This window comes from Micromonospora sp. NPDC048830, from assembly GCF_043198215.1.
GTDB lineage: Bacteria > Actinomycetota > Actinomycetes > Mycobacteriales > Micromonosporaceae > Micromonospora.
The window spans coordinates 121,843-141,144 of record NZ_JBICUP010000014.1 but is presented as its reverse complement, the minus strand read 5'-3'; the positions used below and the strand labels follow the sequence as shown (position 1 = coordinate 141,144).

The 19,302-nt window shown below is 73.7% G+C and carries 23 protein-coding genes; 13 read left to right on the top strand and 10 right to left on the bottom strand.

Annotated elements, in window-relative coordinates; genetic code table 11:
• Positions 1-31 precede the first annotated feature (31 nt).
• From pstB to pstS, 4 genes are read right to left on the bottom strand one after another with little or no spacing between them, the layout of a single operon-like run.
• Positions 32-808, bottom strand: a complete 777-nt coding sequence (pstB, locus tag ACGFIZ_RS15100) for a phosphate ABC transporter ATP-binding protein PstB (protein ID WP_393419516.1) — start codon at positions 806-808, stop codon at positions 32-34.
• Between the two features lie 20 nt (positions 809-828).
• Positions 829-1,917 (bottom strand): phosphate ABC transporter permease PstA, encoded by a 1,089-nt coding sequence (pstA, locus tag ACGFIZ_RS15095; RefSeq protein ID WP_393419514.1) that lies wholly within the window; start codon positions 1,915-1,917, stop codon positions 829-831.
• Complete coding sequence (gene pstC, locus ACGFIZ_RS15090) at positions 1,914-3,005, bottom strand: phosphate ABC transporter permease subunit PstC (protein WP_393419512.1); 1,092 nt, start codon at positions 3,003-3,005, stop codon at positions 1,914-1,916. The genes pstA and pstC overlap by 4 nt, the downstream gene beginning before the upstream one ends.
• A 47-nt stretch (positions 3,006-3,052) precedes the next feature.
• Positions 3,053-4,153: a phosphate ABC transporter substrate-binding protein PstS gene (gene pstS / locus ACGFIZ_RS15085; protein ID WP_393419510.1), complete on the bottom strand. Its 1,101-nt coding sequence runs from the start codon at positions 4,151-4,153 to the stop codon at positions 3,053-3,055.
• 534 nt (positions 4,154-4,687) lie between these two features.
• Between pstS and ACGFIZ_RS15080 the strand changes: the two genes are divergently transcribed.
• Positions 4,688-4,813, top strand: coding sequence for a hypothetical protein (locus tag ACGFIZ_RS15080; RefSeq protein ID WP_393419508.1), 126 nt, complete (start codon positions 4,688-4,690; stop codon positions 4,811-4,813).
• On the opposite strand, the gene mshD is transcribed toward ACGFIZ_RS15080, so the two are convergent.
• The 3 genes from mshD to ACGFIZ_RS15065 all read right to left on the bottom strand — a co-directional run bounded on the left by mshD (position 4,794) and on the right by ACGFIZ_RS15065 (position 7,599).
• A complete protein-coding gene (mshD, locus tag ACGFIZ_RS15075) occupies positions 4,794-5,720 on the bottom strand; it encodes a mycothiol synthase (protein WP_393419506.1) in 927 nt (308 codons plus the stop codon). The two genes, ACGFIZ_RS15080 and mshD, sit on opposite strands and share 20 nt — an antisense overlap.
• A 106-nt stretch (positions 5,721-5,826) precedes the next feature.
• Positions 5,827-6,678, bottom strand: a complete 852-nt coding sequence (locus ACGFIZ_RS15070) for a polysaccharide deacetylase family protein (protein WP_393419504.1) — start codon at positions 6,676-6,678, stop codon at positions 5,827-5,829.
• A gap of 207 nt (positions 6,679-6,885) precedes the next feature.
• On the bottom strand, positions 6,886-7,599 hold the full coding sequence (locus tag ACGFIZ_RS15065) for a winged-helix domain-containing protein (protein ID WP_393419501.1): 714 nt from the start codon (positions 7,597-7,599) through the stop codon (positions 6,886-6,888).
• Between the two features lie 250 nt (positions 7,600-7,849).
• Between ACGFIZ_RS15065 and ACGFIZ_RS15060 the strand changes: the two genes are divergently transcribed.
• The 6 genes from ACGFIZ_RS15060 to ACGFIZ_RS15035 all read left to right on the top strand — a co-directional run bounded on the left by ACGFIZ_RS15060 (position 7,850) and on the right by ACGFIZ_RS15035 (position 12,301).
• Positions 7,850-8,905 carry a hypothetical protein gene (locus ACGFIZ_RS15060; RefSeq protein ID WP_393419499.1) on the top strand — a complete coding sequence of 352 codons (1,056 nt, stop codon included), beginning with the start codon at positions 7,850-7,852 and terminating at the stop codon, positions 8,903-8,905.
• Between the two features lie 99 nt (positions 8,906-9,004).
• Entirely contained in the window at positions 9,005-9,793 is a 789-nt protein-coding gene (locus tag ACGFIZ_RS15055; protein ID WP_393419497.1) for a DUF2993 domain-containing protein, read from the top strand.
• A 131-nt stretch (positions 9,794-9,924) separates the two neighbouring features.
• Positions 9,925-10,002 carry an Ms5788A family Cys-rich leader peptide gene (locus ACGFIZ_RS15050; protein WP_311202345.1) on the top strand — a complete coding sequence of 26 codons (78 nt, stop codon included), beginning with the start codon at positions 9,925-9,927 and terminating at the stop codon, positions 10,000-10,002.
• 205 nt (positions 10,003-10,207) lie between these two features.
• Positions 10,208-11,056, top strand: a complete 849-nt coding sequence (locus tag ACGFIZ_RS15045; RefSeq protein WP_347670224.1) for a sulfurtransferase — start codon at positions 10,208-10,210, stop codon at positions 11,054-11,056.
• Position 11,057: 1 nt separating this feature from the next.
• Positions 11,058-11,378 (top strand): DUF1416 domain-containing protein, encoded by a 321-nt coding sequence (locus ACGFIZ_RS15040; RefSeq protein ID WP_393419495.1) that lies wholly within the window; start codon positions 11,058-11,060, stop codon positions 11,376-11,378.
• Between the two features lie 77 nt (positions 11,379-11,455).
• A complete protein-coding gene (locus ACGFIZ_RS15035) occupies positions 11,456-12,301 on the top strand; it encodes a hypothetical protein (protein ID WP_393419493.1) in 846 nt (281 codons plus the stop codon).
• A 96-nt stretch (positions 12,302-12,397) separates the two neighbouring features.
• Here the strand turns inward: ACGFIZ_RS15035 and ACGFIZ_RS15030 are convergent, their stop codons facing one another.
• Entirely contained in the window at positions 12,398-12,772 is a 375-nt protein-coding gene (locus ACGFIZ_RS15030) for a DsrE family protein (RefSeq protein ID WP_393419491.1), read from the bottom strand.
• 12 nt (positions 12,773-12,784) lie between these two features.
• Here ACGFIZ_RS15030 and mtfM point away from each other — a divergent pair, with 12 nt between their 5' ends.
• Together mtfM and ACGFIZ_RS15020 are read left to right on the top strand one after the other, a co-directional pair.
• The gene (gene mtfM, locus ACGFIZ_RS15025) at positions 12,785-12,889 is read left to right on the top strand and encodes a small membrane protein MtfM (protein WP_347670220.1); all 105 of its coding nucleotides are present in this window, start codon (positions 12,785-12,787) and stop codon (positions 12,887-12,889) included.
• Between the two features lie 122 nt (positions 12,890-13,011).
• Complete coding sequence (locus ACGFIZ_RS15020; protein ID WP_393419488.1) at positions 13,012-13,602, top strand: FABP family protein; 591 nt, start codon at positions 13,012-13,014, stop codon at positions 13,600-13,602.
• Between the two features lie 96 nt (positions 13,603-13,698).
• Here ACGFIZ_RS15020 and ACGFIZ_RS15015 read toward each other — a convergent pair whose 3' ends face one another.
• The gene (locus ACGFIZ_RS15015; protein WP_393419486.1) at positions 13,699-14,547 is read right to left on the bottom strand and encodes an aminotransferase class IV; all 849 of its coding nucleotides are present in this window, start codon (positions 14,545-14,547) and stop codon (positions 13,699-13,701) included.
• 316 nt (positions 14,548-14,863) lie between these two features.
• Here ACGFIZ_RS15015 and ACGFIZ_RS15010 point away from each other — a divergent pair, with 316 nt between their 5' ends.
• The 4 genes from ACGFIZ_RS15010 to ACGFIZ_RS14995 all read left to right on the top strand — a co-directional run bounded on the left by ACGFIZ_RS15010 (position 14,864) and on the right by ACGFIZ_RS14995 (position 18,408).
• Entirely contained in the window at positions 14,864-15,292 is a 429-nt protein-coding gene (locus tag ACGFIZ_RS15010) for a Fur family transcriptional regulator (RefSeq protein ID WP_393419484.1), read from the top strand.
• Positions 15,289-16,401, top strand: a complete 1,113-nt coding sequence (locus tag ACGFIZ_RS15005) for a YgfZ/GcvT domain-containing protein (protein ID WP_393419482.1) — start codon at positions 15,289-15,291, stop codon at positions 16,399-16,401. Before ACGFIZ_RS15010 ends, ACGFIZ_RS15005 begins: the two co-directional genes overlap by 4 nt.
• Before the next feature lie 57 nt (positions 16,402-16,458).
• Positions 16,459-17,304 (top strand): 3-keto-5-aminohexanoate cleavage protein, encoded by an 846-nt coding sequence (locus ACGFIZ_RS15000; RefSeq protein WP_393419480.1) that lies wholly within the window; start codon positions 16,459-16,461, stop codon positions 17,302-17,304.
• A 144-nt stretch (positions 17,305-17,448) separates the two neighbouring features.
• Positions 17,449-18,408 (top strand): asparaginase, encoded by a 960-nt coding sequence (locus ACGFIZ_RS14995; RefSeq protein WP_393419478.1) that lies wholly within the window; start codon positions 17,449-17,451, stop codon positions 18,406-18,408.
• 42 nt (positions 18,409-18,450) lie between these two features.
• Here ACGFIZ_RS14995 and ACGFIZ_RS14990 read toward each other — a convergent pair whose 3' ends face one another.
• Positions 18,451-19,248, bottom strand: a complete 798-nt coding sequence (locus tag ACGFIZ_RS14990) for an alpha/beta fold hydrolase (RefSeq protein WP_393419476.1) — start codon at positions 19,246-19,248, stop codon at positions 18,451-18,453.
• Positions 19,249-19,302 lie beyond the last annotated feature (54 nt).

Sequence of the window (19,302 nt, the reverse complement as noted above, 5' to 3'; positions counted from 1 at the left end):
GGTCAGGAAAGGGCCCCTCCTCGTACACACGTCAGCCGAAGCGGCCCGTGATGTAGTCCTCGGTCTTCTTCACGCTGGGGTTGCTGAAGATCTTCTGGGTGTTGTCGTACTCGATCAGGCGGCCGGGGTCGCCGGTCTTCTCGATCGAGAAGAAGGCCGTGCGGTCGGAGACCCGGGCGGCCTGCTGCATGTTGTGCGTGACGATGACGATCGTGAACTTGTCCTTGAGCTGGAACATCAGATCCTCGATGGCCAGCGTGGAGATCGGGTCGAGCGCCGAGCACGGCTCGTCCATCAGGACCACCTGCGGCTCGACCGCGATGGTACGGGCGATGCACAGCCGCTGCTGCTGACCGCCGGACAGGCCGGCACCGGGCTTGCCGAGGCGGTCCTTCACCTCGTCCCAGAGGTTCGCCGAGCGCAGCGCCTTCTCGGCCGCCTCCTCCAGGATCGACTTCCTGCGTACGCCGTTGAGCCGCAGCCCGGCCACCACGTTCTCGAAGATGCTCATGGTGGGGAACGGGTTGGGCCGCTGGAAGACCATGCCGATCATGCGGCGGACGGCGGTGACGTCCACGTCCCGGTCGTAGATGTCCTGGTCGTCGATGGTCAGGTTGCCCTCGACCCGGGCGCCGGGAAGCACCTCGTGCATCCGGTTGATCGACCGGAGGAACGTGGACTTGCCGCAGCCGGACGGCCCGATCAGGGCGGTCACCGTCTTCGGCTCGACCGTCATGCTGATGTTCTCGATCGCCTTGAAGCCCCCGTAGTAGGCGGTGACGTTCGTGGCTTCGATGCGCTTGGCCATGGTGGTGGTACCTCCGGGGTTCATCGGCCGAGCCGGTTGCGACGGGCCAGCAGCTTCGCCGCGACCGTCAGGATCAGCACGAGGGCGACCAGGGTCAGCGCGGCGGTCCACGCCCGCGCCGGGGCGTACTTCGAGGCGTCGCCGGCCTGCTGGTAGACGAAGAGGGCCAGCGACGACTGGTTGTTCTCGAACGGGTTGACGTTGATCGCCGCGCCGCCGCCGGCGACGAGCAGCACCGGGGCCGTCTCGCCCGCGGCCCGGGCGATGGCGAGCATCACACCGGTGACGATGCCCGGCAACGCGGTGGGCAGAACGATCCGCAGGATGGTCTTCCACTTCGGTACGCCGAGGGCGTACGCCCCCTCGCGCAGCGGCGCCGGGACGAGACGCAGCATCTCCTCGGTGGACCGGACCACGGTGGGCAGCATGAGCACGCTCAGCGCGAGCGCGGCGGCGAAGCCGGAGAAGCCCGGCCGCCCGTCGTTGAACACGGGCGAGACGATCAGCACCCAGAACGCCAGCACGAACAGGCCGGCGACGATGGACGGGATGCCGGTCATCACGTCGACGAAGAACCGGATCGCGAACGCGAACCGGCCGCGGCCGTACTCGACCACGTAGATGGCGCACAGGATGCCGAGCGGGACGGTGATCAGCGTGGCGATGCCGACCTGCTCCAGCGTCCCGACGATGGCGTGGTACGCGCCGCCGTTCGGGTCCCGCGCCCCGATGTTGTTCATCGAGGTGCCGAAGAAGTTGCCGTCGAGGCGCTCGGCGCCCTTGCTGACCAGTGTCCACACCACCGAGGCCAGCGGCAGCACGGCCAGCACGAACGCGGAGTGGATCAGGGCGCTCCAGGCGCGGTTGCGGGCCGCCCGCCGCCCCTCGACGGCGTTGCTGGCGGCGAAGAGCCCGGCCAGGTAGAGCAGGGCGGCGACGACCACGGTGAGCACCGGGCCGCCGATGCCCGTGCCGTACACGACGGCGGCGGCGACCGCGAGGGCCGCCAGGGCGATCGCGGGGGCGGCGTACCGGGGCAGTCGCTTCGCCCGGAGCGTGTCCGGCTGGGCCGGCGGGCGGGTGCGGTGGTTGGCGACGGTGGTGGTCATGCGGCCGACTCCGTGAACTCCCGGCGGCGGTAAATGATCGCCCGCGCGGTGATGTTGACGATCAGCGTGATCGTGAAGAGCACCAGACCGGAGGCGATCAGCGCGCCCCGCCCGGTGTCGTTGGCCTCGCCGAACGTGTTGGCGATGTTGGCGGCGATGGTGTTGCCGCCGCTCTGGATCAGGTTGAACGAGATGTTGAAGGTGATGCCGAGGGTCATCGCCAGCGCGATGGTCTCGCCGAGGGCCCGGCCCAGGCCGAGCATCACGGCGGCGACGATGCCGGGGCGGCCGTAGGGCAGCACGGCGGTGCGGATCATCTCCCAGCGGGTCGCGCCGAGCGCGAGCGCCGCCTCCTCGTTGGCGGTCGGCGTCTGGAGGAACACCTCGCGGGACAGCGACGTGATGATCGGCAGCACCATGATCGCCAGCACGAGCGCGCCGAGCAGGATGGACTTACCGAACGGGCCGTCGCCGCCGAAGATCGGGATCCAGCCGAAGTACTCGTTCAGCCAGGCCGAGAAGTCCCGGACCGGGTTGATGAAGACGTCCCGGCCCCAGAGGCCGAAGACCACGCTGGGCACGGCGGCGAGCAGGTCGATCAGGAAGCCGAGCGTGGTGCCCAGCCGGCGGGGCGCGTAGTGGGACAGGTAGAGCGCGATGCCCATGGCCACCGGCACCGCGATCAGCAGGGCGAGCGCGGCGCTGAGCACGGTGCCGAAGGCCAGCGCGCCGATGCCGAACTTCGGCTGGGCGTCGTTCGGGAACCAGCCCTCGAAGGTCCAGAAGCTCTCGGTGTTGACGCGCAGGGCCGGCACCGCCTTGGCGATCAGGAAGACCGCGATGGCGGCGATGATCACCAGGACGGCGGCGCCGGCGGCCAGGGTCAGGCCCCGGAACGCGCGCTCCGCGCCGAAGGCCCGGGCCCGGGGCAGGCCACCGCCGCCGCCGAGGCCGTCTCCGCCCGGGGTACGGGTGCTGACTGGTGACTCGGCCACACGCGCCGAGGCACCGGCGGGCCGCTCCTGGCCTGAGGCCATGCGGATCCCGCCGGTGCCGGCGTCGGCCGAGCGGTGAGGGGTTTCACCCATCTGCTCGCTCGCTTCGATTGAGGGAGGTGGTGGTGTGGAGCGGTCGGTCAGGAGAGGTTCTTGACCGCGGCCTCGACCTTGGTCCGGACCGTCTCCGGCAGCGGGGCGTAGCCCAGCTCGGTCAGGGCCGACTGGCCCTCGGTGCTGGCGGCGTGGGCCAGGAAGCCCTTGACCAGCGGCAGCTTGTCGGCGGCGAGGCCCTTGCTGCAGACGATCTCGTACGTCACCAGGACGATCGGGTACGCCCCGGCCTCCTTGGTGTTGTAGTCGATCGACATCTTCAGGTCGTCGCCCGTGCCCTCGACCGTGGCGCCGGCGATGGTCTTACCGGCCGACTCGGCGGTCAGCTCGGCGAACTCGCCCGCGCCGTTGCCGACCTTGGCCGTCTTCAGGCCGCCGTTCTCGGCGTACGACCACTCGACGTACCCGATGGTGCCGGCCTGGCCCTTGATGGCGCTGGCGACGCCGTCCGACTTGTTCGCGCCGGTGCCGCCCGGGGCCTTCCACTCCTTGGCCTTGCCGAAGGTCCAGTCGGCCTCGGCGGTCTTCGAGAGGAAGTTGGTGAAGTTGTCGGTGGTGCCGGAGGAGTCCGAGCGGTGCACGGCGTTGATCGCGGTCGACGGCAGGGTGGCGCCGGGGTTGTCGGCCTTGATCGCCGGGTCGTCCCACTTGGTCACCTTGCCGGCGAAGATCTTCGCGAGGGTGGCCGGCTTGAGCTGGAGGTTGTCCACGCCGTCGAGGTTGTAGGCGATGGCCACCGGGCCGATCACCATCGGCAGGTGGATGGCCGCGCCGCCGGTGCACTTGGCGTTCGCCTGCGGCTGCTCCTCGGGCTTGAGGGCCGAGTCGGAGCCGGCGAAGTCGGCGGTGCCGGCGATGAAGGCCTGGATGCCGGCGCCGGAGCCGGACGGCTCGTAGTTGATCTTGGCACCGGTGCACTTCTGCTGGTACGCCTTGATCCACTCATCCATGGCGTTCTTCTGCGCCGACGAGCCCTGCGCGTTCAGCGTCCCGGTGGCGCAGTCCGCCGCGGCGGCCGAGCCGGAGGCGCTGGGGGCGGGCTCGTTGTTGTCCGAGCCGCATGCACTGAGACCGAGCACCGCAGTGAGAGCGAGGCAGGCGATAGTGCCGTGCCGCTGGAGCTTCACCTGAGGGGTTTCCCTTCACGTCTTTGACACGAGCCCGGATTCGGGGCCCGGGGGCAGCCGGCGCTTCCCGGCTGAACTGAAAGTTAGGAGGGCCAGGTAGCCGGTTCGCCGGTCGGAAGTGAACGGAGGGTGAACAGGTTCGGCCGGGAGGATGGCCGGAGGCTGAGGATGGGTTGTCCAATAAGTGAACCCCCGGCCCACTATCGCTAATAATGCGATTTTTCCGGCCACGCGTTATCGCGCCGATGCCGCCGCGTGACGTTCCCGTGATGCCGCCTGCGCGCTCCATCCGCGGTGTCGGTCGTGCTGCCGGCGAGGCCCGGCCGGCGGCGAGCTGGACCTATGCCCCCGGCGCCGCCGCCGCTCCGGTTCCTGGCGGCGGGACCGGCGTTCACGGCGTTGCGCGGCTGGGCTGCTCGGCGCCGCACCCGGGACGGCACCATCCGCGCGACCCCCTTTGCTCTGCACCCGTCCGCGCAGCGGTTACGCAGGGTGACCACTGCGTCGGTGGGTGCAGAGCAAAGGAGGCGAAACGTGGTGGGGGAGGTCGACGGCGATCGGTCGGCCCAGCCACCCCTGGCCGCCCAGCAGCCCCGGCCCGCCCAGCAGCCCGGCGCCGCCCTGGGCGCCCCGGCCGGCCTCAGCCGAGCTGGTAGTTGACGTGGGCGCACCAGCGGGCGAACCCGAGCCGCTCGTAGAGCGCCACGGCAGCCGCGTTGGACTCGTCGACGTAGAGCATCACCCGGTCCAGCCCGCGCCGGTCCCGCAGGTACGCCAGCCCCGCGGCGGTGAGCGCCCGGCCCAGGCCACCGCCGTGCGCCGCCGGGTCCACCCCGAGCACGTAGACCTCGCCGATCCGGGCCGACCCGGGCCGGTCGTGCACCTTGGTCCAGTGGAAGCCCAGCAGGCGGCCGGTGGCCGACTCCTCGGCGAGCAGGAAACCGGCCGGGTCGAACCACGGCTCGGCGAGGCGTACCCGCAGGTCCGCCTCCGTCCAGCGGCCCTGCTCCGGGTGGCTCGCGAAGGCCCGGGTGTTGAGCGCGAGCCAGGCGTCGTCGTCCGCCCCGGGGACGAACGCGCGCACCGTGACCCCGTCGGGCAGTAGCGGTGCGGCCAGCGGGGCGGTGAGCGGGCGGCGCATCTGCCAGAGCACCCGCGCCCGGGTGAAGCCCAGGTCCACGGCGAGGGCGGCGGCCGACGGGTGGTCGCCGTGCGCCCAGGCGCGCAGCGGATCCGAGGCGCTGGCCAGTACGCCCCGGGCCAGCGCCCGCCCGGTGCCCTGCCGCCGGTGTCCCGGGTGGACGGCCAGTTCCACGCCGACGCCGGCGCCCGGATCGGTCGTGTCCAGATGCGCGTACCCGGTCAGCGTCCCGTCCGGGGCGCGGGCGGTCAGGTGCACGGCCGGCGCCCCGGGGTCGCGCAGCCGGAGCAGGGTGTGCTCGTCGAACGGGTCGGCCCCGTCGGCGTCGCCGGCCGCCCGGGCCAGGGTCAGCACGTCGGCCACCTCGGCCGGGGTCAGCACGTGGGTCCGGGTCACCCGGTCGGTCGTCGGCTCGGCGCTGCTCACCCCGTAACCGTATCGGGCGCGGGCCGGCCGCTCAGGTGGCGCCGTCGCCGGCGACGACCCGGCCGCTCAGGCGGCGCGTCGCCGTCACCGGCGACCACCCGCCCGCTCAGGTGGTGCCGGTCGGCAGCGCCGCCAGCCGGAACCGGGCGGTCAGGTCGGGCAGCAGGGTGCGCAGCGCGTCGACGGTGCCCTGCCGGTCGCCACCGGCGTCGTGCAGCAGGACGATCGCTCCGGGCTGGGTGTTGGCCGAGACGGTGGCGGCGATCACGTCGGCCCCCGGCATCTGCCAGTCCGTGGGGTCGACGGCCCAGTGCAGCGGGACCAGCCCCAGGTCGTCGGCCACGGACACCACCGACTTGGTCCACGCCCCGCCGGGCTGCCGGTAGTACGAGATGCGCGCGTCCGGCACGGCCGCCCGCATCGCGGCGTTGGTGCGCTGCAGATCGTCCCGGATCGCGGCGGGGGACTGCTCGCCGAGCAGCACGTCGTGGTTCCAGGAGTGGTTGCAGAGGGTGTGCCCGTCGGTCACGATCGCCCGGACCAGGTCGGGGTGGCTCTGGGCCATCTCGCCGACCACGCAGAACGTGGCCTTGACGCGGTACCGCCGCAGCAACTCCAGGACCTGCGGGGTGTAGTACGGGTCGGGCCCGTCGTCGAAGGTCAGCGCCACGTTCGCGGAGCCGGTGGTCACCTGGCTCCCGAACGGCCCCTCCATCGCGGTCTCCAGCCCCGGTGTCTCCCCGCCGTCGCGCCCGGTCGCGCTGGGGCCGGGGCCGGGGGTCCCGGGGCTCCGGCTGGTGCCGCCCGCGGGCGGCTGGTCGGCGGAGGCGGTCGGCCGCGCCGAGCTGCCGGTCGGCTCCGGCGTCATGCTGCGGCCGAGCACGTACGCGGAGCCGAGCAGCGCCGCCACCACGAGCGTGGCGACCACGACGAAACGTCGGTCGGTCCCGGTGCCCATCAGCGGACACCGCCCTTCCGCTCCCGAAACTTCCCGTTCTTCGCCCCCGTGTTCATGGCACGCACCGTCGCCCCTTCCTCCGTCAACCCGATAGTCAGCGTAAAGGCGACTAGTCGGGCAAAAGGGGCATGCGAAAACACTTCGCCCGAACGGGGTGGGGGGTCGGGCGGGAGGCGAGCGGGGATTCGACCCGGCGACGCCGCCGGGTCAGACGGACAGCGGGGCTGCCTCGGTGTCCGGCAGCGACCGCGACGGCGGCACGACGAACTTGTAACCCACCTGGCGGACCGTACCGATCATCGACTCGTATTCGGAGCCCAGCTTGGCCCGCAGTCGTCGGACGTGCACGTCCACGGTCCGGGTGCCGCCGAAGTAGTCGTACCCCCAGACCTCCCGCAGCAGCTGGTCCCGGGTGAACACCCGGCCCGGGTGCTGCGCGAGGAACTTCAGCAGCTCGAACTCCTTGTACGTCAGGTCGAGCGGGCGGCCCTTGAGCCGCGCGGCGTACGTGTCCGGGTCGATGGTCAGCTCGCCCGCCCGGATCGAGCCGCCGGCCCCGGCCGTGGCGTTGCTGATCCGCCCCACCGCCAGCCGGAGTCGGGCCTCCACCTCGGCCGGACCGGCGCTGGCGAGGATGACGTCGTCGACGCCCCAGTCGGCGTTGAGCGCGATCAGTCCGGCTTCGGTCACCACCGCGACCAGCGGCACCCCGAGCCCGGTGGCGTGCAGCATCCGGCAGGTGGCTCGCGCCTCGCTCAGCTCGGAGCGGGCGTCGACCAGCACCGCGTCCGGCGTGGGGCCGGCGACCAGGGTGCGGACGTCTCGCGGCGCGGTGCGCACCGAGTGTGGCAGCAGGTCGAGCGCCGGCAGCACCACCGATGCTTCGCCCGCGCGTGCGGTCACCAGTAGCAGGATCTCCACACGATCACCTCCGTCCCGGCGGCCGTGGCCGCATGCGACCAGCGACACTCGGGGCGGGGAGTGGCGCTGAGAACTACCGTGGTCCCGGCGTCGCTGACGGGCGGGTAACGGTTCGAGCGTAACGGACCGCCCCAGGTGTACCCTTGCGTGATTTCCCGTTTGCCGGGCTTGTCCACGCTCGCGCCGCAGGTTTTAACGCCACCGAAACGGTGCCCACCGTGCCGGTGCCAGGGTCTGGCACGATCGGGGCGTGTATCCCTCGACCTCCCCCGAGGCCGGCCGGGACCCGTGGGCCGACGACGCGCGCCCGGGGCCGGCCGGTCGTGCGCACCCACCGACGCCGCCCACCGGCCCGGACGTCGGCGACGACGGCCCCCGGCCGCGCCGGCGCGGTCCCCGGCGACTGCGCCGGGGCGACGACCCGGGCTGGCGGCCGGACGACGAGCCGGGTGACGGAGCGGACGACGAGGAGGAGATCGAGCCGGTCGAGGTGCGCCGGCCGCTCTCGCTCACCGTCGCCGGGTTCGCCGCGCTGCTCTGCGTCGGCCTGGTACTCGGTGCGCAGACCGCCGGTCCGGGGCACCGGCTGCCGTTCGCGTTCATCATCTTCGGCGTACAGCTGCTCTTCGTCCTCGCCTGGACGATGGCCATGCGCCCGCCCGCGCTGCTGGTGGTCGCCGTGGTCAGCGCCGTGGTCGCCGCCGCCGCGGACACCGCGGCGGTGCAGTCCGACATCGCCGGGCTGGCCCCCCTCGGCTACCTGGCCGCCGGCGGCTTCCTGCTCGGCGTCCTCGGGCAGTTGTTCCGCCGGGTCGACCGGGTCCGGGTCACCGACTCGCTCGGCAGCACCCTGCTGATCGTGGTCGGCGTGGTGGCGTTCGGCACCCTGATCGTGCTCGGCCGCGTCCCGGCCGGCACCCAGGCGATCACCATCTGTCTCACCGCCGCGGGCGTCGCGCTCACCGTCGCCCGGCTCACCGACGCGGTGCTGCCCTGGCCCCGGCTCGCGCCGCAGGTGCCGCGGGGCGCGGCGGGCGTCGTCGCGGGTGCGATGGTCGGCACGCTGACCAGCGCCCTCCTCGGCAGCTTCCTCGTCAGCTTCACGCCCACCAGCGGCGCCCTGGTCGGGCTGGTCACCGCCGCCACCGCCGTCCTGGCCGACCTCGCCGTCGGGTACGCCGAGGCGGGCCGGCTGATGGCCGGCGAGCCGCCGACGATGTGGATCGCCCGGCACATGCAGGGCCCGCTCGGCGGCTTCGCGCTCGCGGCGCCGGCGGCGTACGCGATGTGCGTACTGTTCCTGTGACCGCCGGCCGGCCTGGCCGGCGGTTGGGATCTTCACCTCTCGGGTATTGACCGGGGCGCGCCGCGCAACGGCGGCACCGGTACGACAGAAGGAGGCGGTGTGGCCGAGGCCCACCCGGCGTACGACGAGCGCCCCCGGCGGCGCGGGCGCAAGGTGCTCATCACGCTCGTGGTGTTGCTGCTGGTCCTGGTCGGGCTCGTCGTGGTCGCCGACCGGGTGGCCGCCGGGGTGGCCGAGCGGGCCATCGCCGAGCAGGTCCGTCAGGAGATCGCCAAGCAGGACGCGCAGTCGGCCGCGCCCAGCGTCCAGGTGGGGGGCTTCCCCTTCCTGACCCAGGTGCTGGCCGGCGAGTACGAGCGGATCTCCATCGGGCTGCGCGACGTGCGGGCCTCGGTGCGGGGCGACATGGTCAGCCTGACCGAGCTGAACGTGGCCGCCCGCAACGTCCGGGCCTCGCTGGAGACCCTGCGCACACAGCAGGGCGACGTGGTCGCCGAGACGGTCGACGGCAGGGGCGTCATCACGTACGACAGCCTCGCCAAGCTCCTCGACCGGCCCGGGCTGACCCTCGCCGAGCGGGACGGCAAGCTCGCCGTGACCGCCCCCGTCGACATCCTCGGCCAGAAGCTGACCGTCACCGGGACGGCCGAGGTGAGCGTCGGCAAGGAGGGCCAGGTGTCGCTGCGCTTCGCCGACCTGGACGCCGAGGGGCTGCCCAAGGTGCCGCTGGCCCGCACCCTGCTGAACAACTACGCCCGGAGCATCTCGGTCGACGTGCCGCTGCAGGACCTGCCCCTGCGGTTGCAGGTGCGCGAGGTCAAGCCGCTGCCCCAGGGGCTCGAGGTGACCGTCGGGGCGAAGGACGTCCCGATCAACTCGGCGGGCTGAGGGCCGCGCCGTCCGGGTCTGCCCGGCCGGCCCGCCCGCCCGGTGTGCCCGGTCGGCGTGGCCGGAACGGCCGTCCCGGATGCTGGTCGGGCCGGTGGCGTTTGCTGGGACGGCTGGTAGTGTCCCTGCGCATGGGGACGCTCCTCACCAAACGGCGCGCGGTCGACCTGTGCCGCGTGGCCACCTGCCTGTGTCGCCCCGTCATCTGACGGCGGGGCTGTCCTCGGCCGCCTAGGCGGCCACCGGCCACAGGGTTGCGTACCCACCGGTGTTCTCCCTTGATCGCTCGGCAGCGGCGCCGTCGCACGAACCCGTGATCCCGTCCTAACCCAGGGGCCCGCGTGTGGTGCGACAATCACAGATTTCGATCTCCACGCGCAGGCTCACCGTCCATCCTCACCAGGGAGTGATTCGATGAGTCGCGACACCGCACTCGTCTCGGCAGAGTGGGCCGAGAAGAACCTCGACGCACCGGGTGTCGTCTTCGTCGAGGTCGACGAGGACACCTCGGCATACGACACCGGCCACATCGCCGGTGCGATCAAGCTCGACTGGAAGACCGACCTGCAGGACCCGGTGCGCCGGGACTTCGTCAACAAGAGCCAGTTCGAGGCGCTGCTGTCCGAGCGGGGCGTCGGCAACGACGACACCGTCATCCTGTACGGCGGCAACAACAACTGGTTCGCCGCGTACGCGTACTGGTACTTCAAGCTGTACGGCCACCGCGACGTCAAGCTGCTCGACGGCGGCCGCAAGAAGTGGGAGCTGGACGCCCGCCCGCTGGTCACCGACAAGGTGGAGCGCCCGAAGACGCAGTACGTCGCGCAGGAGCCGGACACCTCGATCCGCGCCTTCCGGGACGACGTCGTCGCCGCGATCGGCGCCAAGAACCTGGTCGACGTGCGCAGCCCCGACGAGTACGCCGGCCGGCTGCTCGCCCCCGCCCACCTGCCGCAGGAGCAGGCGCAGCGCGCCGGCCACGTGCCGACCGCGATCAGCGTGCCGTGGTCCAAGGCGGCCAACGAGGACGGCACCTTCAAGTCCGACGACGAGCTGCGCAAGATCTACGCCGACGCCGGTCTGGACGACAGCAAGGAGACCATCGCCTACTGCCGGATCGGCGAGCGCTCCTCGCACACGTGGTTCGTGCTGCAGGAGCTGCTCGGCCACCAGAATGTGAAGAACTACGACGGTTCCTGGACCGAGTACGGCTCGCTGGTCGGCGTGCCGGTCGCGCTCGGTGACGAGCCTGGGGAGGCCTGACATGACAGCTCCGACCGCCGCCGGTTGCGCCGCACCCGACCAGGCCGCGCCGCTGCCCGCCAGCCTCGACCTCGAGAAGGAAACCGTCATCACCGGCGTCGTCCGGTCCGAGGCGGGTGAGCTGGTCCCGGGCGCGTACGTCCGGCTGCTCGACTCGACCGGTGAGTTCACGGCCGAGGTCGTCACCTCGCCGGCCGGCCAGTTCCGGTTCTTCGCCGCGCCCGGTAGCTGGACGCTGCGGGCGCTCTCCCGGCACGGCAACGGCGACACCGCCGTCACCGCCGCGCGCGGGATCAACGAGGTGGCCGTCACGGTCGCCTGAGCCGAATCGCGCAGTCACGGGCCGGTCGCCCCCGACGGGGTGACCGGCCCGTGCGCGTGACGTGACACCATGAGCGGGTGAGTGGTGCTGTCCACGCGGGCTACGCCCCGCCGACCGGTCCGTCCGAGCCGACGCCCACCCGTCGCCGGTCCCGCTGGCTGCTCGCCGTGACCGTGGTCTGGGGCGTGGTGCTCGCCGTGCTCACCTGGGTGTCGGTGCGCACCGACGGGCCGACCGTCCGCGAGCAGCGCACCCTGGCCCAGGCCGGCCCGGTGGTCGACCGGGCGGTCGGCGAGCTGGTCGCGGCGGCCGGCGGCCGGGTCGTCACGCTCGCGCCGGAGCGCATCACGTCCGGCTGCCGGGTCACCCCGATGCTGGACGGCGCGGCGCTGGAGCGGGCCGTCGAGATCATGACCGGCGGCGACGACCCGCGCGCGGTGCTGGAGCAGGTCTCCGACCGGCTCCCGGCGTCCTGGCGCGCCGGCGTCCTGGCGACCGGCGACGGGCCCCGGCTGCGCGCCGACGCCGGGGAGTTCGTGGCGGTCGCCGGGCGGCCGGCCGGCGACGGCCGGGTCCGGCTGACGGTGGCGACCGGCTGCCGCCCCGTCGGCGACGGCTACCGCCCGCCCGCCGTACAGGGCGGCCCGGAGGCGGACGCGCTGGCCGCCGCGCTGCGCGCGCTGGGCAACCCGGGTGGGCCCGCGCCGCAGACGCTCGCCGCGCCCTGCCCCGGCGGTGGCTCGGCCCGCACCGCCCGCGTCACGCTCGACCCCGTCCCGACGGAGCCGGCCCGCGCGCTCGCCCCGGTCGCCGCCGGCGCCGTCCTCCTCGACGCCCCCGAGGTGTACGCCTACCGTCAGGGCCCGGTGACGGTGGCCCTGACCGGCGGGGAGCTGACCGCCACCACCGGCTGCGCGGCCTGACCGGCGGCTGCGCGCCTGACCACCGGCGGCGCCGCCTGACCACCGGCCCGCCCTGCCTGTGACCGGCGGCGGCTGAGCGTTCGACGGCCGGCGTGGTCAGTAGACCAGGGCCTGCGCCCCGTCGGCCATGGCCTCCTCGACGAAGACCGCCGCCCCGGCGATCCGTACGCCCGGCAGGACGTCCCCGGGGCCGATGTCCCGCCGGGCGGCGCACTGGGTGCAGGCGGTGACCTTGCCCGTCGCCATGATCACGTGCAGCAGTTCGGCCAGCGGCGCGGAGTGCGGCAGCTCGAACTCCTGCGCCCGGCCCGGCAGCGCGAACCAGGTCGACTCACCGGTCAGCCAGAGCGAGACGTCCACCCCGGCGGCCGCGGCGGTGGCGGCCACCGTGAATGCCTGGGCGCACCGCTCCGGCGCGTCGGCGCCTGCGGTGGCCTTGACGACGAGAGTGCGGGCCATGCCGCCCAGCATAGGATGGCCGGGATGGTTACCGAGATCGGGTTCGTCAGCCTGCTGGTCGCCGGCCTGGGCGCGCTCGCCGGTGGCCTGGTCTACCTGGCAGTGCAGATTTCGAGAGGACGTTGGTGAGCGCGAGGAGTGAGCCGGGTTTGCGAGCCCCGCAGTCGCGAACGGAGATGGCCCGGTGAGCGCGAGGAGTGAGCCGGGTTTGCGAGCCCCGCAGTCGCGAACGAAGAAAGGCGAGTGAACCGGTGAGCGACGAGAACCCCCTGCAGCCGCCGTGGCTGAACGCGCCCCCGGTCGACCCGTACCCGTACGAGGAGAGCCACGACCTGCGCGTCGGCCCGAAGCTGCACCCCACACTGGACGGCCTGCTGCCGTACGTCGGGGTGTGGCGGGGCCGGGGCCGGGGCGGCTATCCGACCATCGAGGACTTCGACTACGCGCAGGAGATCCGGATCAGCCACGACGGCCGGCCGTTCCTGTTCTACGAGTCGCGGGCCTGGATCCTCGACGAGCAGAGCCGACCGGTGCGCCCCGCCGGCCGTGAGGTCGGCTGGTGGCGGCCCGTACTGGCGGACGAGCGGGCCACCGACGAGATCGAGGCGCTGATGACCACGCCCACGGGCGTGATGGAGCTGCACATCGGCAAGCGCAAGGGCACCCAGTTGGAGTTCGTGACCGACGCGGTGGTGCGTACCTCCACCGCCAAGGAGGTCACCGCCGGGCACCGCCTCTTCGGCATCGTCGAGGGCGCCCTGCTCTACGCCCAGGAGATGGCCGCCGTCGGCCAGCCCCTCAGCCCGCACCTCTCCGCCCGCCTGATCCGCGTCGCCGGCTGACGCCCCGCCCCCGTTTCTCCCCGTCGATCATGGGGTTGACGGCGTATTCGGTCTCCGTTTCCGCCGTCAACTCCATGATCAACGCCCCGGGTGAGGTCAGGGGGGTGGGAAGGGGAGGAGGGACTGGAGGAGGGGTGTGTGGGGGGAGGGCCGCAGGCGGGTTCCGTCCAGGGTGTGGACGGGGGCCAGGCCGCGGACCGACGAGGTGAACCAGACGCCCTCGGCGGCGCGCAGCTCGGCCGGGGTGACCATCCGTTCCGCCGCGGTGAGGCCGAGTTCGCCCGCGTGCCCCAGCAGCCAGGCGGCGGTCACCCCCGGCAGGATCCCGGTCGTGGCCGGCGGCACGGTGCACAGGGTGCCCCCGGCCAGCCAGACCACGTTCGCCGCGGGCGCCTCCAGGGCGTACCCGTCGGTGGAGACCCAGAGCGCGTCGTCCACGCCGTGCGTGGCGGCCCAGCGGCGGGCGGCGGCGCTGACCGCGTACGACGTCGACTTGATCCCCACGGGCAGCCAGTCCAAGGCGGCGCGGGCGTGGGCGGCCACGCCCAGCGGCAGGGTCGCCACCGAGATCCCGACCCGGCGGGCCGACCGGGCGACCGCGGGCACCTCGGCCAGCGTGGCGTACACCACGGGCGCCCGCGCGCCCTCCGGGCCCCGGGTACAGACGAGCCGCAGCGCCCCCTCGACGTCGACGGGCCAGCCCGCGCAGGCGGTCGCCAGGAGTTCGACGAGCACGCCGGTCGGCGGCAGCGACAGGTCGATCCGGGCGGCGCCCCGGGCCAGCCGGGCGAGGTGCTCGTCGCGCAGCCAGGGCCGCCCGCCGCTCAGGTACATGGTCTCGAACAGCCCGTCCCCCTGGAGCACGCCCAGGTCGTCGCCGCGCAGCGCCGGCTCCCCGGCAGGCAGCAACCCCCGCCCGAGCACCGCGATCCTGGCCGCCACCACGACCGCGAAGCGTAGCGGGGAACCGCCGCCCCGGCGTGGGAACCCGCCCCACCCCGGCCGGCGCGGCGCAGTGACGGGGCCGCCGCCGTGCGGTGATCAAGAGATTTGCGTCGGGAGACGCGCGCCAGGTGACGCAAACCTCTTGATCACCGGGGCGATCGGAGGCGGGGCGATCGGAGGCGGGGCGATCGGGGGCGGGGCGATCGGGGGCGGGGCGATCGGGGGCGGGGCGATCGGGGGCGGGGCGATCGGGGGGCGGGGGCGGGCGAGGGCGCGTGGGACGGGGGCGGTGCGGCGGCCGAACTATGATCGGGGGGTGTCCGAATCCTCCCTCGCGGAAGTGCTCCGCGCCCGTGGGTTGCGGCTCACGGCACAGCGGCAGCTGATCCTCCAGGCGGTGCTGGATCTGGGGCACGCCACACCGGAGCAGGTGCACAGCGCGGTCCGCGAGGTCGCCGCCGGGGTCAACATCACCACCATCTACCGAACGCTGGAGCTGCTGGAACGCCTCGGCCTGGTCACCCACACCCACCTCTCGCACGGCGCGCCCACCTACCACGCCGCGGGCGAGCACCAGCACGTCCACCTGGTGTGCCGGGAGTGCGGCGCGATCGACGAGATCGAGCCGGAGCTGCTGCGGCCGCTGGCCGACCAGCTGGCCGAGCAGCGCGGGTTCCGGGTGGACATCGGGCACGTGGCGCTCTTCGGCGTCTGCGGAAGCTGCGAGGACGGGGAGCGGAAATGATCGAGATCGCGGGAGCGGTGGCCGTCGAGGCGATCGACGAGGCGAGCCGGGACCAGCCCGACCCGGAGCACCGGGCCGTCGGCGTACGCGGGGTCGCCGCCCACTACGGTGACCCGCTGCGCGAGCAGCGCATCCTGGACACCGCCGTCGGCCTGGTCGACCGGTCGCACCGGGGCGTGGTCGCGGTGCCCGGCGAGGAGCGGACCGGCTGGCTGCACACCCTGACCACCCAGCACCTGGCCACGCTCAAGGCCGGCGAGGGCACCGAGCTGCTGGTGCTCTCGCCGCACGGGCACGTCGAGCAGCACGCGATGGTCGCCGAGGACGGCGTCACCACCTGGCTGGACACCGAGCCGGGGGCCACCGACGGCCTGCTGACGTACCTTGAGAAGATGCGGTTCTTCAGCCGGGTCGAGCCGCGCGACGCGACCGCCGAGCAGGCCCTGCTCTCCCTGGTCGGGCCGGAGGCGACCGGCGCGCTCGCCACGCTCGGCGTGACCGGGCTGGCCGAGCCCGACGCGCTCGCGGTGCCGGGCCCGAAGTTCCGCTCCGGCGAGCTGCCGCCGCGGCCCACCGTCCGGTACGCGGTCGCGCCGCTGCCCGACGGCGGCTGGGCCCGCCGGGGCCCGTTGGGCGTGGACCTGCTGGTGCCCCGGCCGGCCATGGACGACGTGGTCGCCCGGCTGCGCGACGCGGGCGTGCCGGTGGCCGGGCTGTGGGCGTACGAGGCGATCCGGGTGGCCGCCCGGCGGGCCCGCGTCGGCGTGGACACCGACCACCGGACCATTCCCGCCGAGGTGGACCTGGTCGGCCCGGCGGTGCACCTGGACAAGGGCTGCTACCGCGGCCAGGAGACGGTGGCCCGGGTGCACAACCTGGGCCGGCCGCCGCGTCGCCTCGTACTGCTGCACCTGGACGGGGTGACCACCGACCGGCCGCCGGCCGCCGGCACGCCGGTGACGCTGGACGACCGGGCCGTCGGCTTCGTCGGCACGGCCGTGCAGCACCACGAGCTCGGCCAGATCGCCCTGGCGGTGCTGAAGCGCAACGTCCCCGACGACGCCCTACTCCGCGTCGGCGAGACCGCCGCCGCCGTCGACGCGGAGTAGGGTCCCGCCGGACGCGTTGTCCGCTCGGGCCTGGACGGGGCGTCTAGGATCGCCGGCATGACAACAGGGACGTTGATCACGGTTGCCCCCACCGGCGCGGAGTCGGCCAAGTCGGATGTGCCGGCGTTGCCGGTCACGCTCGACGAGCTGCTGCTGACGGCGAAGGAGTGCGAGGCGCTCGGCGCGGCCGTGATCCACGTCCACATCCGCGACGACGAGGCGCGGCCGACCCTCGACCAGGGCCGGCTGCGGGAGACGGTGGCGGCGCTGCGCGAGGGCACCGACCTGATCGTGCAGCTCTCCTCCGGTGGCGCGGTGACCGACCCGGAGGCCGACCGGCTGGCCGTGCTGGACGCGGGGCCGGACATGGCCTCCTGCACCATGGGCACGGTCAACTTCGGCGACGACGTCTTCCTCAACCGCTGGGAGTTCATCGTCGACCTGCACACCCGGATGCAGGAGCGCGGCATCGTGCCCGAGTACGAGATCTTCGACCTCGGCCACCTGACCTCCCTGCAGCGGCTGCTGGGCAAGTACGGGCTGCCGTTCGGCGGGCACGTGCACGTCGACTTCGTGATGGGCGTGCCGGGCGGCATGCCGGGCACGCTTCAGGCGCTGGCCGCCGCGCACCAGGCGCTGCGGGACCTGCCCGAGGGCACCACCTTCTCGGCCACCGGCGTCGGCCGCACCACGATTCCGGTGCTGCTCGCGTCCCTGTCGGCCGGCGGGCACCTGCGGGTCGGCATGGAGGACACCATCACGTACGCGAAGGGCCAGCCGGTCGAGTCGAACATGCAGCTGGTCGCCCGGGCGGTCGGCTTCGCGCAGCTCGCCCAGCGCCCGCCGCTGACCGCCGCCGAGGCCCGTGAGCTGCTCGGGATCCAGCGGACGGCGGTGGCGTGAGCCTGCCCGGTCCTACCCGCGGGTGTTCGGCGGCACCGCCCCGGCGGTAAGCACCGCCTCGGCGCGAACCCCTGTCGCCGTCCGGGCAACCGGCCTGGTCACCCCCGTTCCGGGCCGCCCCGGCGCGTCGGTACCGTCCACGTCGTGACAACGACGTACGAGGGCGGCGTGCCGCTCGCCGAGGTGGTCCGCTCCGGCTTCGTGGAGGGCCTGCACCGCGGCTCGGTGGTGGTGCTCGACGCGGCCGGCACACCGGTGGCCGCCGCCGGGGACGTGCGCTCCGGGATCTTCCCCCGCTCGTCCAACAAGCCGATGCAGGCGATCGGGATGCTGCGCGCCGGGCTGCCGCTGACCGACCCGGCCGACGTGGCGCTGGTGTCGGCGAGCCACGCCGGGGAGGAGTTCCACCTGGCCCGGGTCGGCGCGCTGCTGGCCGCCGCCGGGCTGGACGAGTCGGCCCTGCACTGCCCGCCCGACCTGCCCGTCGGCGAGCTGGCCCGGAACGCGGTGCTGCGGGCCGGCGGCGGGCCGACCCGGACGCAGATGAACTGCTCCGGCAAGCACACGGGCATGCTGCTCACCTGCCTGGCTGCGGGCTGGCCCCGCGGCGGGTACTGGCGGCCGGAGCACCCGCTGCAGGTCAGGCTGCGGGCGGCGGTCGAGGAGTTCTGCGGCGAGGAGGCGTCGGCGGTCGGGGTGGACGGCTGCGGCGCTCCCGTGCTCGCCGTCTCGCTGACCGGGCTGGCCCGGGCGTACCTGCGGCTGGTGTCCGGCGAGCCGGGCTCCGTGGAGCGGACCATCGCGGACGCGATGCGGGCCCACCCGGAGATCGTCGGCGGCACCTGGGCGGAGGACACCCGGCTGATGCGCGGGCTGCCCGGCGTGCTGGCGAAGATCGGCGCGGAGGGCGTCATCGCCGCCGCGCTGCCGGGCGTCGGCGCGGTCGCGCTGAAGATCGACGACGGGGCGGGGCGGGCCCGGATGCCGGTCCTGGTCTCCGCGCTGCGCCGGCTGGGCCTCCAGGCGCCGGTCCTCGACGAGTACGCCGAGCAGCCGCTGCTCGGCGGCGGCGTACCGGTCGGGGCGGTCCGCCCCGTCTGGTGAGCCGTGGGGAGGGGCCCCTTGTCGAGGAGGGGCCCCTCCTGCTCACCTCAGGAAGTCCAGCAGGGCGGCGTTGACCGCGTCGGGGCGCTCCAGGGGGAGCAGGTGCCCGGCGTCCGGGACGTCCGGCAGCCGCACCGCGCCGGGCGCCTCGGCAGCGATCCGGTCGGCGAGCCGCCCGATGTCCGGCACGTCGGCGGCGCCGGCGGTGACCAGCACCGGTACGCGCAGCTCCCCGAGCCGCCCGGCCGCCGGCGGGTCGAGTTCGGTCACGTCCACGGCGCTCAGGGTCAGCTCGGAGGCCAGCGCCCGGCGGTCCATCTCCTCGGCGAACCGGATCAGCTCCGGGTCGACGTCCGCGGGCCGGCGGCCGGGGCCGACCACCCAGAAGCGCACCTCGCCGGCCGCGCTGGCCGCGAGGTCCTCGGGATCGGTCTCGCCGACCAGTTCGTCCCAGAGGTCGTTGGCCTCCTCGGACCACTCGTTGCCGGAGACGGCCGTGCCGAAGAGGGCGAGCGAGGCGACCCGCTCCGGGCGCGCCAGCGCGGTGTCGATCGCCACCGCGCCGCCGAACGAGCAGCCGACCAGGGCGGCCCGGGGCAGCTCCAGCGCGTCGAGCAGGCCGGCCACGTCGTCGTGGTGGGCGAACGCGTGGGGCGGCAGTTCGGAGTCGCCGTAGCCGCGCAGGTCCACGGCGATCACCCGGTGCCGCTGGGCCAGGACGGGCACCTGGGCCCGCCACATCCGCCGGTCGGCGATGCCCGCGTGCAGCAGCACCACCGGGCTGCCGTTGCCGGTGTCGTCGTACGCGAGGGACGCGCCGTTGATCTCGATCTTCGTCACGAGGGAACGGTACGGACCGGACGGACGGGCCGCAACGAGCCGGGTGAGACCTCG

Coding starts and splice junctions, on each gene's coding strand:
- ACGFIZ_RS15045 (WP_347670224.1), top strand. CDS start 10,208: ATGAGTCGCGACACCGCACTCGTCTCGGCAGAGTGGGCCGAGAAGAAC.
- mtfM (WP_347670220.1), top strand. CDS start 12,785: ATGGTTACCGAGATCGGGTTCGTCAGCCTGCTGGTCGCCGGCCTGGGC.
- pstA (WP_393419514.1), bottom strand. CDS start 1,917: ATGACCACCACCGTCGCCAACCACCGCACCCGCCCGCCGGCCCAGCCG.
- pstB (WP_393419516.1), bottom strand. CDS start 808: ATGGCCAAGCGCATCGAAGCCACGAACGTCACCGCCTACTACGGGGGC.
- ACGFIZ_RS15070 (WP_393419504.1), bottom strand. CDS start 6,678: ATGGGCACCGGGACCGACCGACGTTTCGTCGTGGTCGCCACGCTCGTG.
- ACGFIZ_RS15005 (WP_393419482.1), top strand. CDS start 15,289: ATGATCGAGATCGCGGGAGCGGTGGCCGTCGAGGCGATCGACGAGGCG.
- ACGFIZ_RS15000 (WP_393419480.1), top strand. CDS start 16,459: ATGACAACAGGGACGTTGATCACGGTTGCCCCCACCGGCGCGGAGTCG.
- pstC (WP_393419512.1), bottom strand. CDS start 3,005: ATGGGTGAAACCCCTCACCGCTCGGCCGACGCCGGCACCGGCGGGATC.
- ACGFIZ_RS15050 (WP_311202345.1), top strand. CDS start 9,925: ATGGGGACGCTCCTCACCAAACGGCGCGCGGTCGACCTGTGCCGCGTG.
- ACGFIZ_RS15030 (WP_393419491.1), bottom strand. CDS start 12,772: ATGCTGGGCGGCATGGCCCGCACTCTCGTCGTCAAGGCCACCGCAGGC.
- ACGFIZ_RS15040 (WP_393419495.1), top strand. CDS start 11,058: ATGACAGCTCCGACCGCCGCCGGTTGCGCCGCACCCGACCAGGCCGCG.